The organism is Paraburkholderia sp. RL18-101-BIB-B (genome assembly GCF_046026985.1).
In the GTDB taxonomy this organism is placed as follows: domain Bacteria; phylum Pseudomonadota; class Gammaproteobacteria; order Burkholderiales; family Burkholderiaceae; genus Paraburkholderia.
Genome location: NZ_JARESV010000052.1, coordinates 1 through 13,307, shown reverse-complemented (window position 1 = coordinate 13,307; position 13,307 = coordinate 1). Strand labels below are relative to the sequence as shown.

At 62.9% G+C, this 13,307-nt stretch carries 14 protein-coding genes; all 14 read right to left on the bottom strand.

All coding sequences use genetic code 11. From position 1 onward, the window contains the following. Positions 1-72: 72 nt before the first annotated feature. The 14 genes from nagZ to P0D73_RS38785 all read right to left on the bottom strand — a co-directional run bounded on the left by nagZ (position 73) and on the right by P0D73_RS38785 (position 13,235). Positions 73-1,101 carry a beta-N-acetylhexosaminidase gene (nagZ, locus tag P0D73_RS38850; RefSeq protein ID WP_408435357.1) on the bottom strand — a complete coding sequence of 343 codons (1,029 nt, stop codon included), beginning with the start codon at positions 1,099-1,101 and terminating at the stop codon, positions 73-75. 71 nt (positions 1,102-1,172) lie between these two features. Further along, positions 1,173-1,598: a holo-ACP synthase gene (acpS, locus tag P0D73_RS38845; protein ID WP_408181703.1), complete on the bottom strand. Its 426-nt coding sequence runs from the start codon at positions 1,596-1,598 to the stop codon at positions 1,173-1,175. Positions 1,599-1,623: 25 nt separating this feature from the next. Then, entirely contained in the window at positions 1,624-2,388 is a 765-nt protein-coding gene (gene pdxJ, locus P0D73_RS38840; RefSeq protein ID WP_408181702.1) for a pyridoxine 5'-phosphate synthase, read from the bottom strand. After that, positions 2,385-3,290 (bottom strand): DNA repair protein RecO, encoded by a 906-nt coding sequence (gene recO / locus P0D73_RS38835; protein WP_408181701.1) that lies wholly within the window; start codon positions 3,288-3,290, stop codon positions 2,385-2,387. Before recO ends, pdxJ begins: the two co-directional genes overlap by 4 nt. Then, positions 3,277-4,176: a GTPase Era gene (era, locus tag P0D73_RS38830; RefSeq protein WP_408291714.1), complete on the bottom strand. Its 900-nt coding sequence runs from the start codon at positions 4,174-4,176 to the stop codon at positions 3,277-3,279. Before era ends, recO begins: the two co-directional genes overlap by 14 nt. A 55-nt stretch (positions 4,177-4,231) precedes the next feature. Further along, positions 4,232-5,488: a ribonuclease III gene (rnc, locus tag P0D73_RS38825; protein WP_408291716.1), complete on the bottom strand. Its 1,257-nt coding sequence runs from the start codon at positions 5,486-5,488 to the stop codon at positions 4,232-4,234. 174 nt (positions 5,489-5,662) lie between these two features. Then, entirely contained in the window at positions 5,663-6,556 is an 894-nt protein-coding gene (gene lepB / locus P0D73_RS38820; RefSeq protein ID WP_408291718.1) for a signal peptidase I, read from the bottom strand. 18 nt (positions 6,557-6,574) lie between these two features. Then, positions 6,575-8,368 (bottom strand): translation elongation factor 4, encoded by a 1,794-nt coding sequence (lepA, locus tag P0D73_RS38815; protein ID WP_132373579.1) that lies wholly within the window; start codon positions 8,366-8,368, stop codon positions 6,575-6,577. Between the two features lie 205 nt (positions 8,369-8,573). After that, complete coding sequence (locus tag P0D73_RS38810; RefSeq protein ID WP_408181696.1) at positions 8,574-8,837, bottom strand: glutaredoxin family protein; 264 nt, start codon at positions 8,835-8,837, stop codon at positions 8,574-8,576. Then, complete coding sequence (locus P0D73_RS38805) at positions 8,834-10,351, bottom strand: DegQ family serine endoprotease (RefSeq protein ID WP_408181694.1); 1,518 nt, start codon at positions 10,349-10,351, stop codon at positions 8,834-8,836. Before P0D73_RS38805 ends, P0D73_RS38810 begins: the two co-directional genes overlap by 4 nt. A 35-nt stretch (positions 10,352-10,386) precedes the next feature. Continuing rightward, positions 10,387-11,430 carry a MucB/RseB C-terminal domain-containing protein gene (locus tag P0D73_RS38800; protein WP_132373576.1) on the bottom strand — a complete coding sequence of 348 codons (1,044 nt, stop codon included), beginning with the start codon at positions 11,428-11,430 and terminating at the stop codon, positions 10,387-10,389. Between the two features lie 4 nt (positions 11,431-11,434). Then, entirely contained in the window at positions 11,435-12,067 is a 633-nt protein-coding gene (locus tag P0D73_RS38795; RefSeq protein ID WP_408181691.1) for a sigma-E factor negative regulatory protein, read from the bottom strand. Between the two features lie 83 nt (positions 12,068-12,150). Then, entirely contained in the window at positions 12,151-12,750 is a 600-nt protein-coding gene (rpoE, locus tag P0D73_RS38790) for an RNA polymerase sigma factor RpoE (RefSeq protein WP_006051939.1), read from the bottom strand. Positions 12,751-12,851: 101 nt separating this feature from the next. Then, positions 12,852-13,235, bottom strand: coding sequence for a hypothetical protein (locus P0D73_RS38785; RefSeq protein WP_408435371.1), 384 nt, complete (start codon positions 13,233-13,235; stop codon positions 12,852-12,854). Positions 13,236-13,307 lie beyond the last annotated feature (72 nt).

Sequence of the window (13,307 nt, the reverse complement as noted above, 5' to 3'; positions counted from 1 at the left end):
CCTGGCTGAAAAAAACGGCGCCTTCATTGAAGGCGCCGTTTTTTTTACTTGCTTGCCAACTGTTCTCGCGGCTTATGCAAACGCGCTACGCAGCAGCGCCTGCGCTTGCAGGTACTGCGGATCAGCGACCAGCTTGCTCCACTTCAACGCCTTGCCGCGCGGCCGCATGCGTTGCAAGCGCCGTTGCGATTCCTTCGACGGCGTAAAGCGCAGCGCATCCAGTACCTTCTCCGCTTCGTCCGGCTGATTGCAGATCAGCACCATGTCGCAGCCGGCTTGCAGCGCGGCGCTCGCGCCTTCGGTCAGCGTGCCGCCTTGGCGCGCGGCTTCCATCGACAGATCGTCGCTGAAAATGGCGCCTTCGAAGCGCAGCTTGTTGCGCAGAATGTCCTGCAGCCAGACGCGCGAGAAACCCGCCGGCTTCGAATCGACCTGCGGATAGATCACATGCGCGGGAATCACCGATCCCAACGACAAGCCGAGCCAGTCGTACGGCGCCACGTCGTCGCGCAGAATCTCCTCGAGCGAGCGGTCGTCGACCGGCATAGCGACATGCGAATCCGCCTGTGCGAAGCCGTGCCCCGGGAAATGCTTGCCGCAATTGCTCATGCCGGCCAGCGCGAGTCCGTGGTTGAGGCTCTTGGCGAGCAAGGTCACCACACGCGGATCGCGGTGGAACGCGCGGTCGCCGATCACCTGCGATTGACCATAGTTCAGATCGAGCACCGGCGTGAAACTCATGTCGATGCCGCACGCGCGCAACTCCGTCGCGAGGATATAGCCGACGGCCGTTGTCACTTTGGTGGCGTGCAGCACATCGCTGTCCCACAACGTGCCGAGCTTGCCCATCGCAGGCAGCACGGTGAAGCCGTCGGTGCGAAAGCGCTGCACGCGCCCGCCTTCGTGGTCGACGGCGATCAGCAGATCCTCACGGATCGCGCGGATCGAGTCGGTCAGCGCGATCAGTTGCGTGCGGCTCTCGTAATGGCGCGCGAACAGGATCACGCCGCCGGTCATCGGATGGGCAAGGCGGCGCTTGTCGTCGTCGTTCAGCGTTTTGCCGACCACGTCGAGCATCACCGGTCCGGGAATGGTTTTCATCGATTTCCGCTGGAAAAAAGCCTGAGGCAAGGAGAGACGCGGCCGGCCTGCGCCGCGTTCAAAAGTATTTTTTATTCGGCGACGCTGTCGGGCGTACCTGCTTGCGTCGTTTCCGCAATCACGAACGACACCGCGTAATCGCGCTCGTCGCTGATCGTGACGCGCGCCGTGATGCCGCGCGCGTCGAGCCATTCGGCCAATTCACCGGACGCAACCACCATGGGCTCGCCGCTCGGCTTGTTGAGCGTTTGCAGCGCGCGCCAGGTCATCGGCCAATGCATGCCGAGGCCGATCGCTTTCGAGAATGCTTCTTTCGCCGAGAACCGCGTGGCGAGAAATGCGAGCCCGCGCGCGGCTGAGCGCGCCTGCCGCGCGTGATAGACGCGCAGTTCGTCCGCGCCGAGCACCTTTTCGGCGAAGCGGCCGTTGGTGCGCGTCATGACCGCGGCCACGCGACTCACCTGAACAATGTCCGTACCGATGCCGTAGATCGTCATGCGCGGGCTGCCGTGTCGGGTCGCATCAGGCGCGCGCGCCGAGACGCGCGGCGACCATGATCGCCTTCATCTCGCGCACCGCGTTGTCCCAGCCGGCGAAGATCGCATGCGCGACGATCGCGTGGCCGATATTCAGTTCGTCGATGCCCTCGATCGCCGCGATCTGCTGCACGTTCGTGTAGTGCAGGCCGTGGCCCGCATTCACCTTGATGCCGAGTGTCGCGCCGAATTCGACGGCACGAACCACGCGCTCGAATTCGCGCTCCTGTTCGGCGGGATCGTGGGCTTCGGCGTAACGTCCGGTGTGCAGTTCGATCACCGGCGCGCCCGCTTCGTGCGCGGCACGAATCTGCGTTTCGTCCGGATCGATGAAGAGCGACACGCGCGAGTTCGCGTCGGCGAGCTGCTTGCATGCGGCACGCACCGCTTCGAACTGGCCGGCGACATCGAGGCCGCCTTCCGTCGTCAGCTCCTGACGCTTTTCCGGCACGAGGCAGACGTCGTGCGGCTGGACTTCACACGCGATGTCGAGCATCTCCTGGGTGACCGCGCATTCGAGATTCATGCGCGTCTTCAGGAGCGGGCGCAGCTTGTGCACGTCGGCGTCGACGATATGGCGGCGGTCTTCACGCAGATGCAGGGTGATGACATCGGCGCCGGCCTCTTCGGCCATCAGCGCGGCGCGGATCGGATCGGGATAGGACGTGCCGCGCGCGTTGCGCAGCGTGGCGACGTGATCGATGTTCACGCCCAGGTCAATCACATTCGGCGACGTAAGAAAGAAGCTCATAAGTTCTGCAAGTCGATCAGGATCTGGCGCGTCGCGAGCGGCGTGCCGCCAAGGTAAGTGTTGAGCAGAAAGCGCATCAGCGTTTTGCTTTGCGCCACGGTCTGCGCTCGATGGTAATCGTCCTGTTCCATGTCGAGCAAGGTTTGCCCTGCGATTACCGGCCATTGCGCGGGCAGATCGTCGGAGGCTTCGCGCACGCCGCGCTCCGGGTCGAACACGTAGCGGCCTTCGGCCAGCACCGCTTTGCGCGCGACGGTGCGATCCAGCGCCATCGCGTAGCCGGTTTCGCGCAGCAGCACGCGCTCGAACGAACGCAGCACCTGCACGGGCGGCTCATCGTGCGCGAGACGCGTCATCGTGACGACGTAGTGATGGAACAGTTGCGGATGCGGATCTTCGCGCGCGCAGAACTTGACCAGCAGTTCGTTGACGTAGAAGCCGCACAGCAGCGCGTCGCCGGCCAGCGGCAACATGCCGCCGACCCATTCGGCGCCGGTCAGCGTGCGCACTTCGGATTTGCCCGACCACGACAGCGCGAGCGGCTGAAACGTCTGCAACACGCCGCGCAGCGCGGAGTGCGGACGCTTCGCGCCCTTCGCGACAAGCGCGAGGCGGCCATGATCGCGCGAGAGCACGTCGATGATCAGACTGGTCTCGCGATACGGATAGCTATGGAGAACGAAGGCGGGTTGCTCCGCGATCCGGTAGTCGGACGCGGAGGTGCGCGGAGCGCGGCGAGGCGGCGCTTTACGTGGTTCGCCTTCGGCGCCCTGGGCGCTTTTAGTCGAGGACTTTCGGGTGCTACGAGCGGGTTTGGACGGCTCACGTGCCGGCACTGCCGGCTCCGAATCGTCCGGGTCAGCGTCGGAATTCAGCGTCATCCACGCGTCATTCGTACCCATACGCACGGAGCCCGGCTTCATTGTCGGCCCAGCCGCTCTTCACCTTGATGAAGGTTTCCAGATACACCGGACCGTCGAACAGCTTTTCCATGTCGAGGCGCGCTTCGGTGCTGATCTGCTTCAGCTTGGCGCCCTTCTGGCCGATGATCATCGCCTTGTGCGTGTCGCGGTCGACCATGATGGTCGCGAAAATGCGGCGCAGGCGCCCTTCGGTTTCGAACTTGTCGATCAGCACGGTGCTCGTGTAGGGCAGTTCGTCGCCAGTCCAGCGGAACACTTTCTCGCGCAGGATTTCCGCCGCGAGGAAGCGCTCGCTGCGATCGGTCAGGTCGTCGTCGCCGTAGATCGGCGCGCCTTCCGGCAGGAACGGCTTGACGGTCGCCATCAGACGTTTGATGTCGTCGGAATTCTTCGCCGACAGCGGCACGATCTCGGCGAACTCGTGCAGCGCGCTGACCTGCTGCATGAACGGGAACAGCGAATCCTTATCCGACACGCGGTCCAGCTTGTTCGCGATCAGCAGCGTGGGCACCGACGGCGGGATCAGGTCGAGCACCTTCTGGTCGTCCGGGCCGAAACGGCCAGCTTCGATTACGAACAGGATCGCATCGACCGAAGTCAGCGTGGACGTGACCGCGCGATTGAGCGAACGGTTCAGTGCGCCGCTGTGCTTGGTCTGGAAACCCGGCGTGTCAACGAAAATGTATTGCGCGTCTTCGAGCGTATGAATGCCCGTGATGCGATGGCGCGTGGTCTGCGCCTTGCGCGACGTGATACTGACTTTCTGGCCGACCAGCGCGTTCATCAGCGTGGACTTGCCGACGTTGGGGCGGCCGACGATCGCGACCATGCCGCAGCGAAAACCAGTGGGAGTGGGAGCGTTCATATTCGGGCTACGGCAAGTTTCAGATCGACGCGCGGGAATGGCGCGCCGATGGCAATCAATGGCCCGCGTCGGCGACGCGCGTTTGCACCGCGTCGGCTACGCCGGGTTCGTGTTCGGTCGGTGCCGCTGCTGCGCTTGGCACGGGCACGGCGGGACCGGGTGTGGCTTCGCGGCTGCGGTGTTTGTCGACGCTGCGGACCGCAGCGGCTTCCGGCTTGGCTTCTGGTTTGGCTTCGGCGGACTTGGCTTCGGCGGGTTTCGCATCCGCGGCCTTGGTGTCGAACTTTTCGGCGGCTTTCTCCGCTGCGGCTTTGTCAGCGGACTTGTCGCCCACGTGAGCGGCCGTCTTCTCTGCCTTCTCGGCGCGCTCGGTTTTGTCCTGTCCGCTGTACTCCACGTGCGCGGCGCGAATCACCGCCAACGGCGCGGCGGTGGCTGTCAGCGGGGTGCGTTCGGCTACCGGTTCCGCCGCGGCGGCGGCGCGGGACTCACCGCGCCCCGCTCCGCGCTCGTTCTTGCGATCCGGGCTGCGCAAATCCAGCGCGGCCTGCACACCGGTCACGCCGGGCACGATTTCCGGCTCGGCGTTCTTCGCCGCGCGAGCGCCTTTCGAGCGCTTGGGCTTGGCTACCACGGCAGGCGCCGCGGCCATCACTTCGTCGAGCGCTTTCTTGGCCGCCGCCTGCTCCGCCGCACGACGGCTCGCGCCGGAACCGGAGACTTTCACGTCCAGTTTCGGCACCGTGCATTCGACTTCGAATTGTTGATTGTGCGCCGCACCATGCGTGGCGACGACCGTGTAGGTCGGCAGAGCGATCTTGTGGCCTTGCAGATACTCCTGCAGCAGCGTCTTGGCGTCCTTGCCGAGCGTGCGTGGGTCGATGTGATCCAGAATGGGCACGTAAAGGCGCTTGATGACCGTCTGAGCGGCTTCGAAGCCGCCGTCGAGGAACACTGCGCCCAGCACCGCTTCGAGCGTGTCAGCGAGGATCGAGGGGCGGCGGAAGCCGCCGCTGCGCAACTCGCCTTCCCCCAGCCGCAGGCCTTCGGAGATATTGAGGGCCTGAGCGATTTCGTAAAGCGACTGCTGTTTGACCAGATTGGCGCGGACGCGCGACAGGTCGCCCTCGTCCAGTTTGCCGAAACGTTGGAACAAAAGCGCAGCCACCGCGCAATTCAGAACGGAATCGCCGAGAAACTCGAGCCGTTCGTTATGCGTGGAGCTATGACTGCGGTGCGTTAAAGCCTGGCGCAACAATTCCGCATTGCGAAATTCGTAGCGCAGACGGCTTTCCAACGGAGATAGGGGCATGGGCAGAGTATAACGCGGGCGCCAGACCCGGCGAAAACGCGGGACGGCCAGCGGAAAAAGCGTGGTGAAGCGACGTTACCGCGGGATCTTAAAGTAGCTTGATAACACGCCGCGGCTCACGTGACCTGGCGAAGGCCAACCGCGCGGCGTGTCGTGCAATCGACGCACACGAACTCAGTTGAATGAGCCGATGCGTTTCAGATTGCTGAAGTTCATCCAGATAAAAAACGCGCGGCCCACGACATTCTTGTCCGGCGCGAAGCCCCAGTAACGGCTATCCGCGCTGTTATCGCGGTTGTCGCCCATCATGAAGTAGTTGCCCGGCGGCACCTTGCAGATCACGCCGCGTGCGTTGTACGTGCAGTTATCGCGATACGGATAATCTTCGGCGCCGACGATGAACGGCGGCACGGCCGAATTGTTCAGAATCGCGTTCTTGCGGCCGTCGATATCTTCTTCGAACTGCTTCGCGTAACCCATGCGTTCGTCGTCGAGGTAATCGGGCAGCGGCGTTTCCGGCACCGGCTTGCCGTTGATCGTGAGCTGCTTGTCCTGATACGCAACGGTGTCGCCCGGCAGGCCGATCACGCGCTTGATGTAGTCGACCGATTCGTCTTTCGGGTAGCGGAACACCACCACGTCGCCGCGTTGGAGCGGACGGCCTTCGGTGATCTTCGTGTTGGTGATCGGCAGACGGATGCCGTAGTCGAATTTATTCACGAGGATGAAGTCGCCCACCAGCAGCGTCGGCACCATCGAACCCGAAGGAATCTTGAACGGCTCGACCACGAACGAGCGCACCACGAACACCACCAGAATCACCGGGAAAAAGCTCGCTGAATACTCGAGCCACCACGGTTGACGCAGCTTGTCGTCACGCAGACGCGCGCGCGTTTGCGCCGCGTTTTCGTCGGCGAAACGCTCGCCGATGCGTGCCTGCTGGCGGTCGAACTCGGCGACCGCGGCTTCCGCCGCGCGGCGCCGTTGCGGCATGAAAACCAGTTTGTCTGCGACCCATGCGACGCCCGTCAAAATGACGAGCACAAAAAGAATCAGCGCAAAATTCATAGGGTTCCGTTGTTCGTCTTATTTGTCTTCGACACGCAGGATCGCGAGGAAAGCCTCTTGCGGAATCTCGACCGATCCCACCTGCTTCATTCGCTTCTTGCCTGCCTTTTGCTTTTCCAGCAGCTTCTTCTTACGAGAAATGTCGCCGCCGTAGCATTTTGCCAGCACGTTCTTACGCAACGCTTTAATGTTCTCGCGCGCGATAATGTTCGCGCCGATGGTGGCCTGAATCGCGACGTCGTACATTTGACGCGGAATGAGTTCACGCATTTTCGACGCCACTTCGCGGCCGCGATACTGGCTTTGCGAACGGTGCACGATGACCGACAGCGCGTCGACCTTGTCGCCGTTGATCAGCATGTCGACCTTCACGACGTCGGCCGCGCGGTATTCCTTGAACTCGTAATCCATCGACGCATAGCCGCGCGAAATCGACTTCAGACGGTCGAAGAAATCGAGCACGACTTCGCCCATCGGGATTTCGTAGGTCAACTGCACCTGACGGCCGTGATACTGCATGTTGATCTGCGTGCCGCGCTTTTGCGTACACAGCGTGATCACCGAGCCGACGTAGTCTTGCGGCATGTACAGATTCACGGTGACGATCGGTTCGCGCACTTCTTCGATCTTCGACGGCTCCGGCATCTTGGCCGGATTCTCGACCATGATGGTCGTGCCGTCGCGTTGCAGGACTTCGTACACCACGGTCGGCGCCGTGGTGATCAGGTCCATGTCGAACTCGCGCTCGAGACGTTCCTGCACGATCTCCATGTGCAGCAGCCCGAGGAAGCCGCAGCGGAAACCGAAACCAAGTGCTTGCGACACTTCCGGCTCGTACATCAGCGAGGCGTCGTTCAGCTTCAGCTTTTCCAGCGAATCGCGCAGCGCGTCGTACTGGTTCGCTTCGACCGGATAGAGACCGGCGAACACCTGCGGCTTCACTTCCTTGAAACCCGGCAGCGGTTCGGGCGCCGGACGGTTCACCAGCGTGACGGTGTCGCCCACCTTCGCCGCGGCCAGTTCCTTGATGCCGGCGATGATGAAGCCCACCTGCCCGGCCGACAGCGATTCGAGATTCTTCGACTTCGGCGTGAACACGCCGACGTGCTCGACCGGATACTGCGCGCCGGTCGCCATCATGCGGATCTTGTCCTTGGGACGCAGCGTGCCGTTGACGATGCGCACCAGCATCACGACGCCGACGTAGTTGTCGAACCACGAGTCGATGATCAGCGCCTGCAACGGCGCTTCCGGATCGCCCTTGGGCGGCGGCACTTTGGCGATCAGCGCTTCCAGCACGTCTTCGACGCCGAGGCCGGTCTTCGCGCTGCAATGCGTGGCGTCGGTTGCGTCGATGCCGATCACGTCTTCGATTTCGGCGATTGCGTTTTCAGGATTTGCCGCCGGCAGATCGATCTTGTTGAGCACCGGAATCACGTCGACGCCGAGTTCGATCGCCGTGTAGCAGTTGGCGACGGTTTGCGCTTCCACGCCCTGGCTCGCGTCGACGACCAGCAGCGCGCCTTCGCATGCGGACAGCGAGCGGCTGACTTCGTACGAGAAGTCGACGTGGCCCGGCGTGTCGATCATGTTCAGGTTGTAGACTTGCCCGTCACGGGCCTTGTATGTCAGTGCGGCGGTTTGTGCCTTGATCGTGATGCCGCGCTCGCGTTCGAGATCCATCGAATCGAGCACTTGAGATTCCATCTCGCGGTCGGACAGGCCGCCGCAAATCTGGATGATGCGATCGGCGAGCGTCGACTTGCCATGGTCGATGTGCGCAATGATCGAGAAGTTACGAATATGATCCATTCAGTGCCGATCAAGCAAAAAAGGCGCGCTCGGACAATAGCGGAGCACGCCTTGTAAGTAGGTGAAAAACCTATCTATTTTAGCCGAAAAGGCTATCGCCCGGCGCATCTTGCGAAGCTCGGGCGGAAAAGACGGCTCAGGAGAGGCGTGAAACGTGGTGTGAACGGCGCGGCGTTGGCGCTGTGTTCGAACCCTTGAGCCAAGCTCAGGGCGTCGCCGCAACCCGTGTGGCGAGCGCGGCACGAACCCGCGCTTCGTCGAGGTGATAGTGACACAGTTCAACGCCTTCGCAGACCAGAACCGGCACCAGTTCGTTGTAACGGGCTTCCAGCAACGGATCGGTGTCGACGTCGATCAATTCGACCCGCGCGCCGAATTCGGCCAGCAAGGGCTCGAGCGCGGCACGCATGTCGTCGCAAAGGTGGCACCACGCGCGCCCGTAAAGCGTGAGCGGCGCCGCCTTCGTCATTTCTGGACGCTGCGCGGGCGGACCGGCACGAACTGCGTGTTCTCGCCGCGGCGAACCAGCAGCGCGACCATCTTTTGCGGATCGAGGTGCGAGCTCACCTCGTCGAACTGCTTCGCGCTAGTGATGTCCGTATCGCCCACTCGCAGAATGATGTCGCCCTTTTGCAGGCCGACGCGTGCTGCGGGACCGTCCGCGGCGTCGATCTGCACGCCGTTGCGCAGTTTCAGCGCCTTCAGCTGATCAGCAGGGATATCGCTGACGGCCACACCCAGCGCGTTCGTGGCGCGCTGCTTCGGCGGCTGCGGCTTCTTCTGATCCGCCTTCGCCGATTTATCCGGCTGCATCTCGGCGATCGTCACCGGCAGATCGCGCGTCTGGCCCTTGCGCCAGATCGTGATCGTCGACTTGGTGCCCGGCTTCGTGTCGCCGACCATGCGCGGCAGATCCGTTGCCGTATCGACCGAATGGCCGTTGAACTTCAGGATGATGTCGCCCGGCTGCACGCCGGCTTTGTCCGCCGGGCCGCCCGGTTCGACGCTGCTGACCAGCGCGCCCTGCGCCTTCGGCAGGCCGAGCGAGTCGGCCACGTCTTTGGTCACTTCGCCGATCGCCACCGCAATCCGGCCGCGCACGACCTTGCCCGACGCCTTCAACTGATCGGCCACGCGCATGGCCTCGTCGATCGGAATCGCGAACGAGATGCCCATGAAACCGCCGGTGCGGCTATAGATCTGCGAGTTGATGCCGATCACCTCGCCCTGCATGTTGATCAGCGGACCGCCCGAATTGCCAGGATTGACAGCCACGTCGGTCTGAATGAACGGCAGATAGTCGCCCGTATCGCGCCCCTTCGCGCTGACTATGCCCGCCGTCACCGTGTTCTCGAGACCGAATGGCGAGCCGATCGCGACCACCCACTCGCCCACGCGCACCTTGTTCGAGTCGCCGATCGTGATGGTTGGCAGATTCGCGGCACTGATCTTCACGACGGCGACATCGGTCCGATCGTCCACGCCGATCAGCTTCGCCTTGAATTCGCGCTTGTCGGTGAGCGTGACATAAATGGTGTCCGCGTCGTCGACGACGTGCGCGTTGGTCATCACGTAGCCGTCCGCCGACAGGATGAAGCCCGAGCCGACGCCGCTGTTCTGCTCGGCGTCGCTGTTATCCGGCGTGTCCTGGCTGCCGCCACTGCCGCCGTTGTCACCGCCGCGCGGCGTGCCTGGCGAACCCGGCGATTGCGGCGACTGCGGCAACGGAATGCCGAAGAAGCGCCGGAAAAATTCCGACATGTCGCCGTCGTCCATACCTGGCGGCAGGCCGCCGCGAGCACCGCTGTTCGAGACGCGTGTAGTCGTGCGAATGTTGACGACCGCCGGGCCGACCTTGTCGACCAGATCAGTGAAGTCGGGCAGATTGGCGGCAGGAGCCGCCGACGCCATATGCGGCACGAGCGGCAAACACGCCGCTACCACCGCGGCCGCGAGGAATTTGCGCACCGAGAAAGTCGTCATATCGTAGCAAGCCGAGGGATTCAGGATTCGGAGGATTACTTCGGAGCCTTGTATTCTATGGCAGACGCAAATTGCTGTAATGTGGTCTGGGGCACTTCACCAAGCAGAGTAATCCAGAAGTCGCCGCGACGCTTGACGAGCACGTGCGTGGCGCCGCTGCTTCCCGCGCCTTCCTTGCGCGTGTTGTTCTCGACCGGTTCGACGAACACCGAAATGGCCGCAAGGCCATCGGAGAACACCGCCTGGTCCACCGGAATAGTCGGCTGGCCCGGATCGCGCGCGGCCATGGGCCGGCGCAGTTCACGAATCTTACGGAAGCCCGGCACCGTCGGCGTGATCTGCCAGCCTTGCGCGGCCATGTCGACCGGCTCGACGGGCGGACGCACCACTGTCCAACCCGCGGTATTACGAATACCGCTGACGATGCCGGCCTTGTCGACCGGCACGCCGATGCGAATTTGCGAAAAGGACAGTTGCTCGAGCACCTGGCCATTCGGGTCGAGCGTTTGGGCACGCAGCAGGAGGCCAGTCTTCTTGTCCGCCCACAGCTTGTAGGCAAAGCGATACGCGTCTTTCGGATCGAGTTCGATCACCTGGCTGTCGACGCCCGCGACGCGGTCGTCGCCGAGCAGCTTGGGCTCGTAAACCGACAGCACCTGCTCGCCACTCACGGCCAGCAGCGCGGGGAACGAATCTTTGTTCTGACGCTTCTCGACGACGCACAGATGCCGCTCCGGCACGAACGTGTAGAGCTCTTCGTTATGACGCAGCATTTTGCGCGGCTTGCCGTCGAGGCTTTCGAGTTGCTCGAATTCGCCGTCCGAGCGGGTCGCATAGTGCGCGATCCGCGAAGTCTGAACGTAATTGCCGCGCTGGTAGACGAACGCGCCCTCGTAATTTTGTTGTTGCGCGGCCTGATGGATGCGATCGAGCAGATCCGCAGCCGTGCGACGGGCGACGAGCGGATCGTCGGTTTGGGCAAAGACCCGCGGTGTAGCGGACAACAATACGGCTGCGCAGAAAAGAAATGCCGGCAGCCGCCCCCAGATAGTCGTTTTATTCAACCGCGGAGTCTGCATCAAACTATTGGCCTTGCGTAGAGACTGCGGCAGCGCGAATCAGCGGCATCGAGCCCGGCATGACCGGTTGCTGCGCGAATTGCTGGTGAGCTTCCAGATACTGGTCGAGACTGGCGTCACGAATGATGTTGGCGTCCTGCACGGCCGGCTGGACCGTAGCCGCCGGCACCGAAGCCATGGCCACACGTTGCAGCGCGTCGCCATGCGACTGGACCGACGCGAGTTGCGCCGTGCCCGGACCGCCCGGCACGCCTTGCAGTTGCGGCACGACGATCCACGTCAGCGTGGCGGCGGCGGCTGCGACGGCAAAGGCCGGCACGACACGGCGGCGCAGCGCCAGCAAACGACGCGCGACCGGCATGGCGGCAGGCGCCAGCACGTGCGGCTCGTTGTCGAAACGCGCGGCAAAACCGTTCAGGAATGCACTACTCGCCGCCGGGCTGACCGCCAGATCGTCGGAACGCAACGCGTCGCCGATCAGGTGATAGCTCGACCAGGCGGTGCGATCCTCGCCATTCAGCCCGGAAATAAACGTATCCAGATTCAGATGCTCTTCGCCGAACAGCTCACCGTCGACAAAAGCGGACAGACGCTCGCCGCGCGAGCTGGCTTGCGATTGCATCGAGACCGACCCCATGATGCTCCCCATCTTACAAATACCCCGTAGTGACACCACTAATCCAGATATTGCACCCGCGCTCCGTTCGGCAGGCTGGTGGTTTACCAGCGCTTGCCTTCAGGTGTGTCAAGCAACGGACGCAATTTTGCCGCAATGGCTTCGCGAGCGCGGAAAATTCGTGATCTGACTGTGCCAATTGGGCAACCCATCATCTCAGCGATTTCCTCGTAGCTCAAACCTTCAATTTCACGAAGAGTAATGGCGGTGCGCAACTCTTCCGGTAAAACCGCCATCGCAGCATTGACCGTCTCAGCGATCTGCTTGCTCATCAACATCGACTCAGGCGTGTTGATATCCCTTAGTTGGTCCGCGTCCGAGAAAGTTTCAGCTTCTTCAGCATCTGCTTCGGTCGAGGTCGGCGCGCGCCGCCCTTGGGTCGCAAGGTAGTTCTTTGCCGTGTTGACGGCAATCCGGTACAACCACGTATAAAAGGCCGATTCGCCGCGAAACTGCGGCAATGCCCGATACGCCTTGATAAAGGCGTCCTGAGCCACGTCTTCCACTTCGGCGGGGTCCCGCACGAGGCGCGAGATCAGCCGGAGAATCTTGCGGTGGTATTTGGAGACCAGAAGCTCGAACGCGGCCTTGTCGCCCTTCTGGACGCGCTCGACCAGCACCTGATCAATTTCTTTTTCGCTCACCTGATAAATCCGTTAACTATAGGGCGCATGGCGGGGCACCATTGTAGCGTTCCCGTCATCTGGGCACGTTACGCCGGTAACAGCGGTTACAGTCGTTACAGTCAGGCGCCGGCGCCACGCCGGCCCAGCACGGCCAGTTCCCGGAAGATGGGGGCCGGGAGTGCGTCGGCGGCAAGCAGCAAAGTGCGCGAGCGCCCCTGTTCCGGCATCAGCGCCAGAATCAGCAAGCGGCCGCTCCACTGCGAACAACCGGCAATGCGGCCTTGCGCCAGCAACGCGCCGGTGCGGCCCCAGACGGACAGGCCGTCCGGCCCGATTTTCAGCGCAACGGGCCGCGTGCGCTCGTACCGGAGCGCGCAAAGCGCGAGCCACGCCCACACGGCGAGCGTCAACGGAACTGCTTGCCACGCACCCAGATGCGGCGCGAGGCAAGCAAAGACGGCCAAAGTCGCCGTCACAACGAAAATCCCCAGTGCAGCCCAGATGGCGACGGAGCGGCGCACCCCCAAACCCGGGGGCGCGCCCGCGGGGGGGGGCGATTAAGGGGGAAGCCGCGC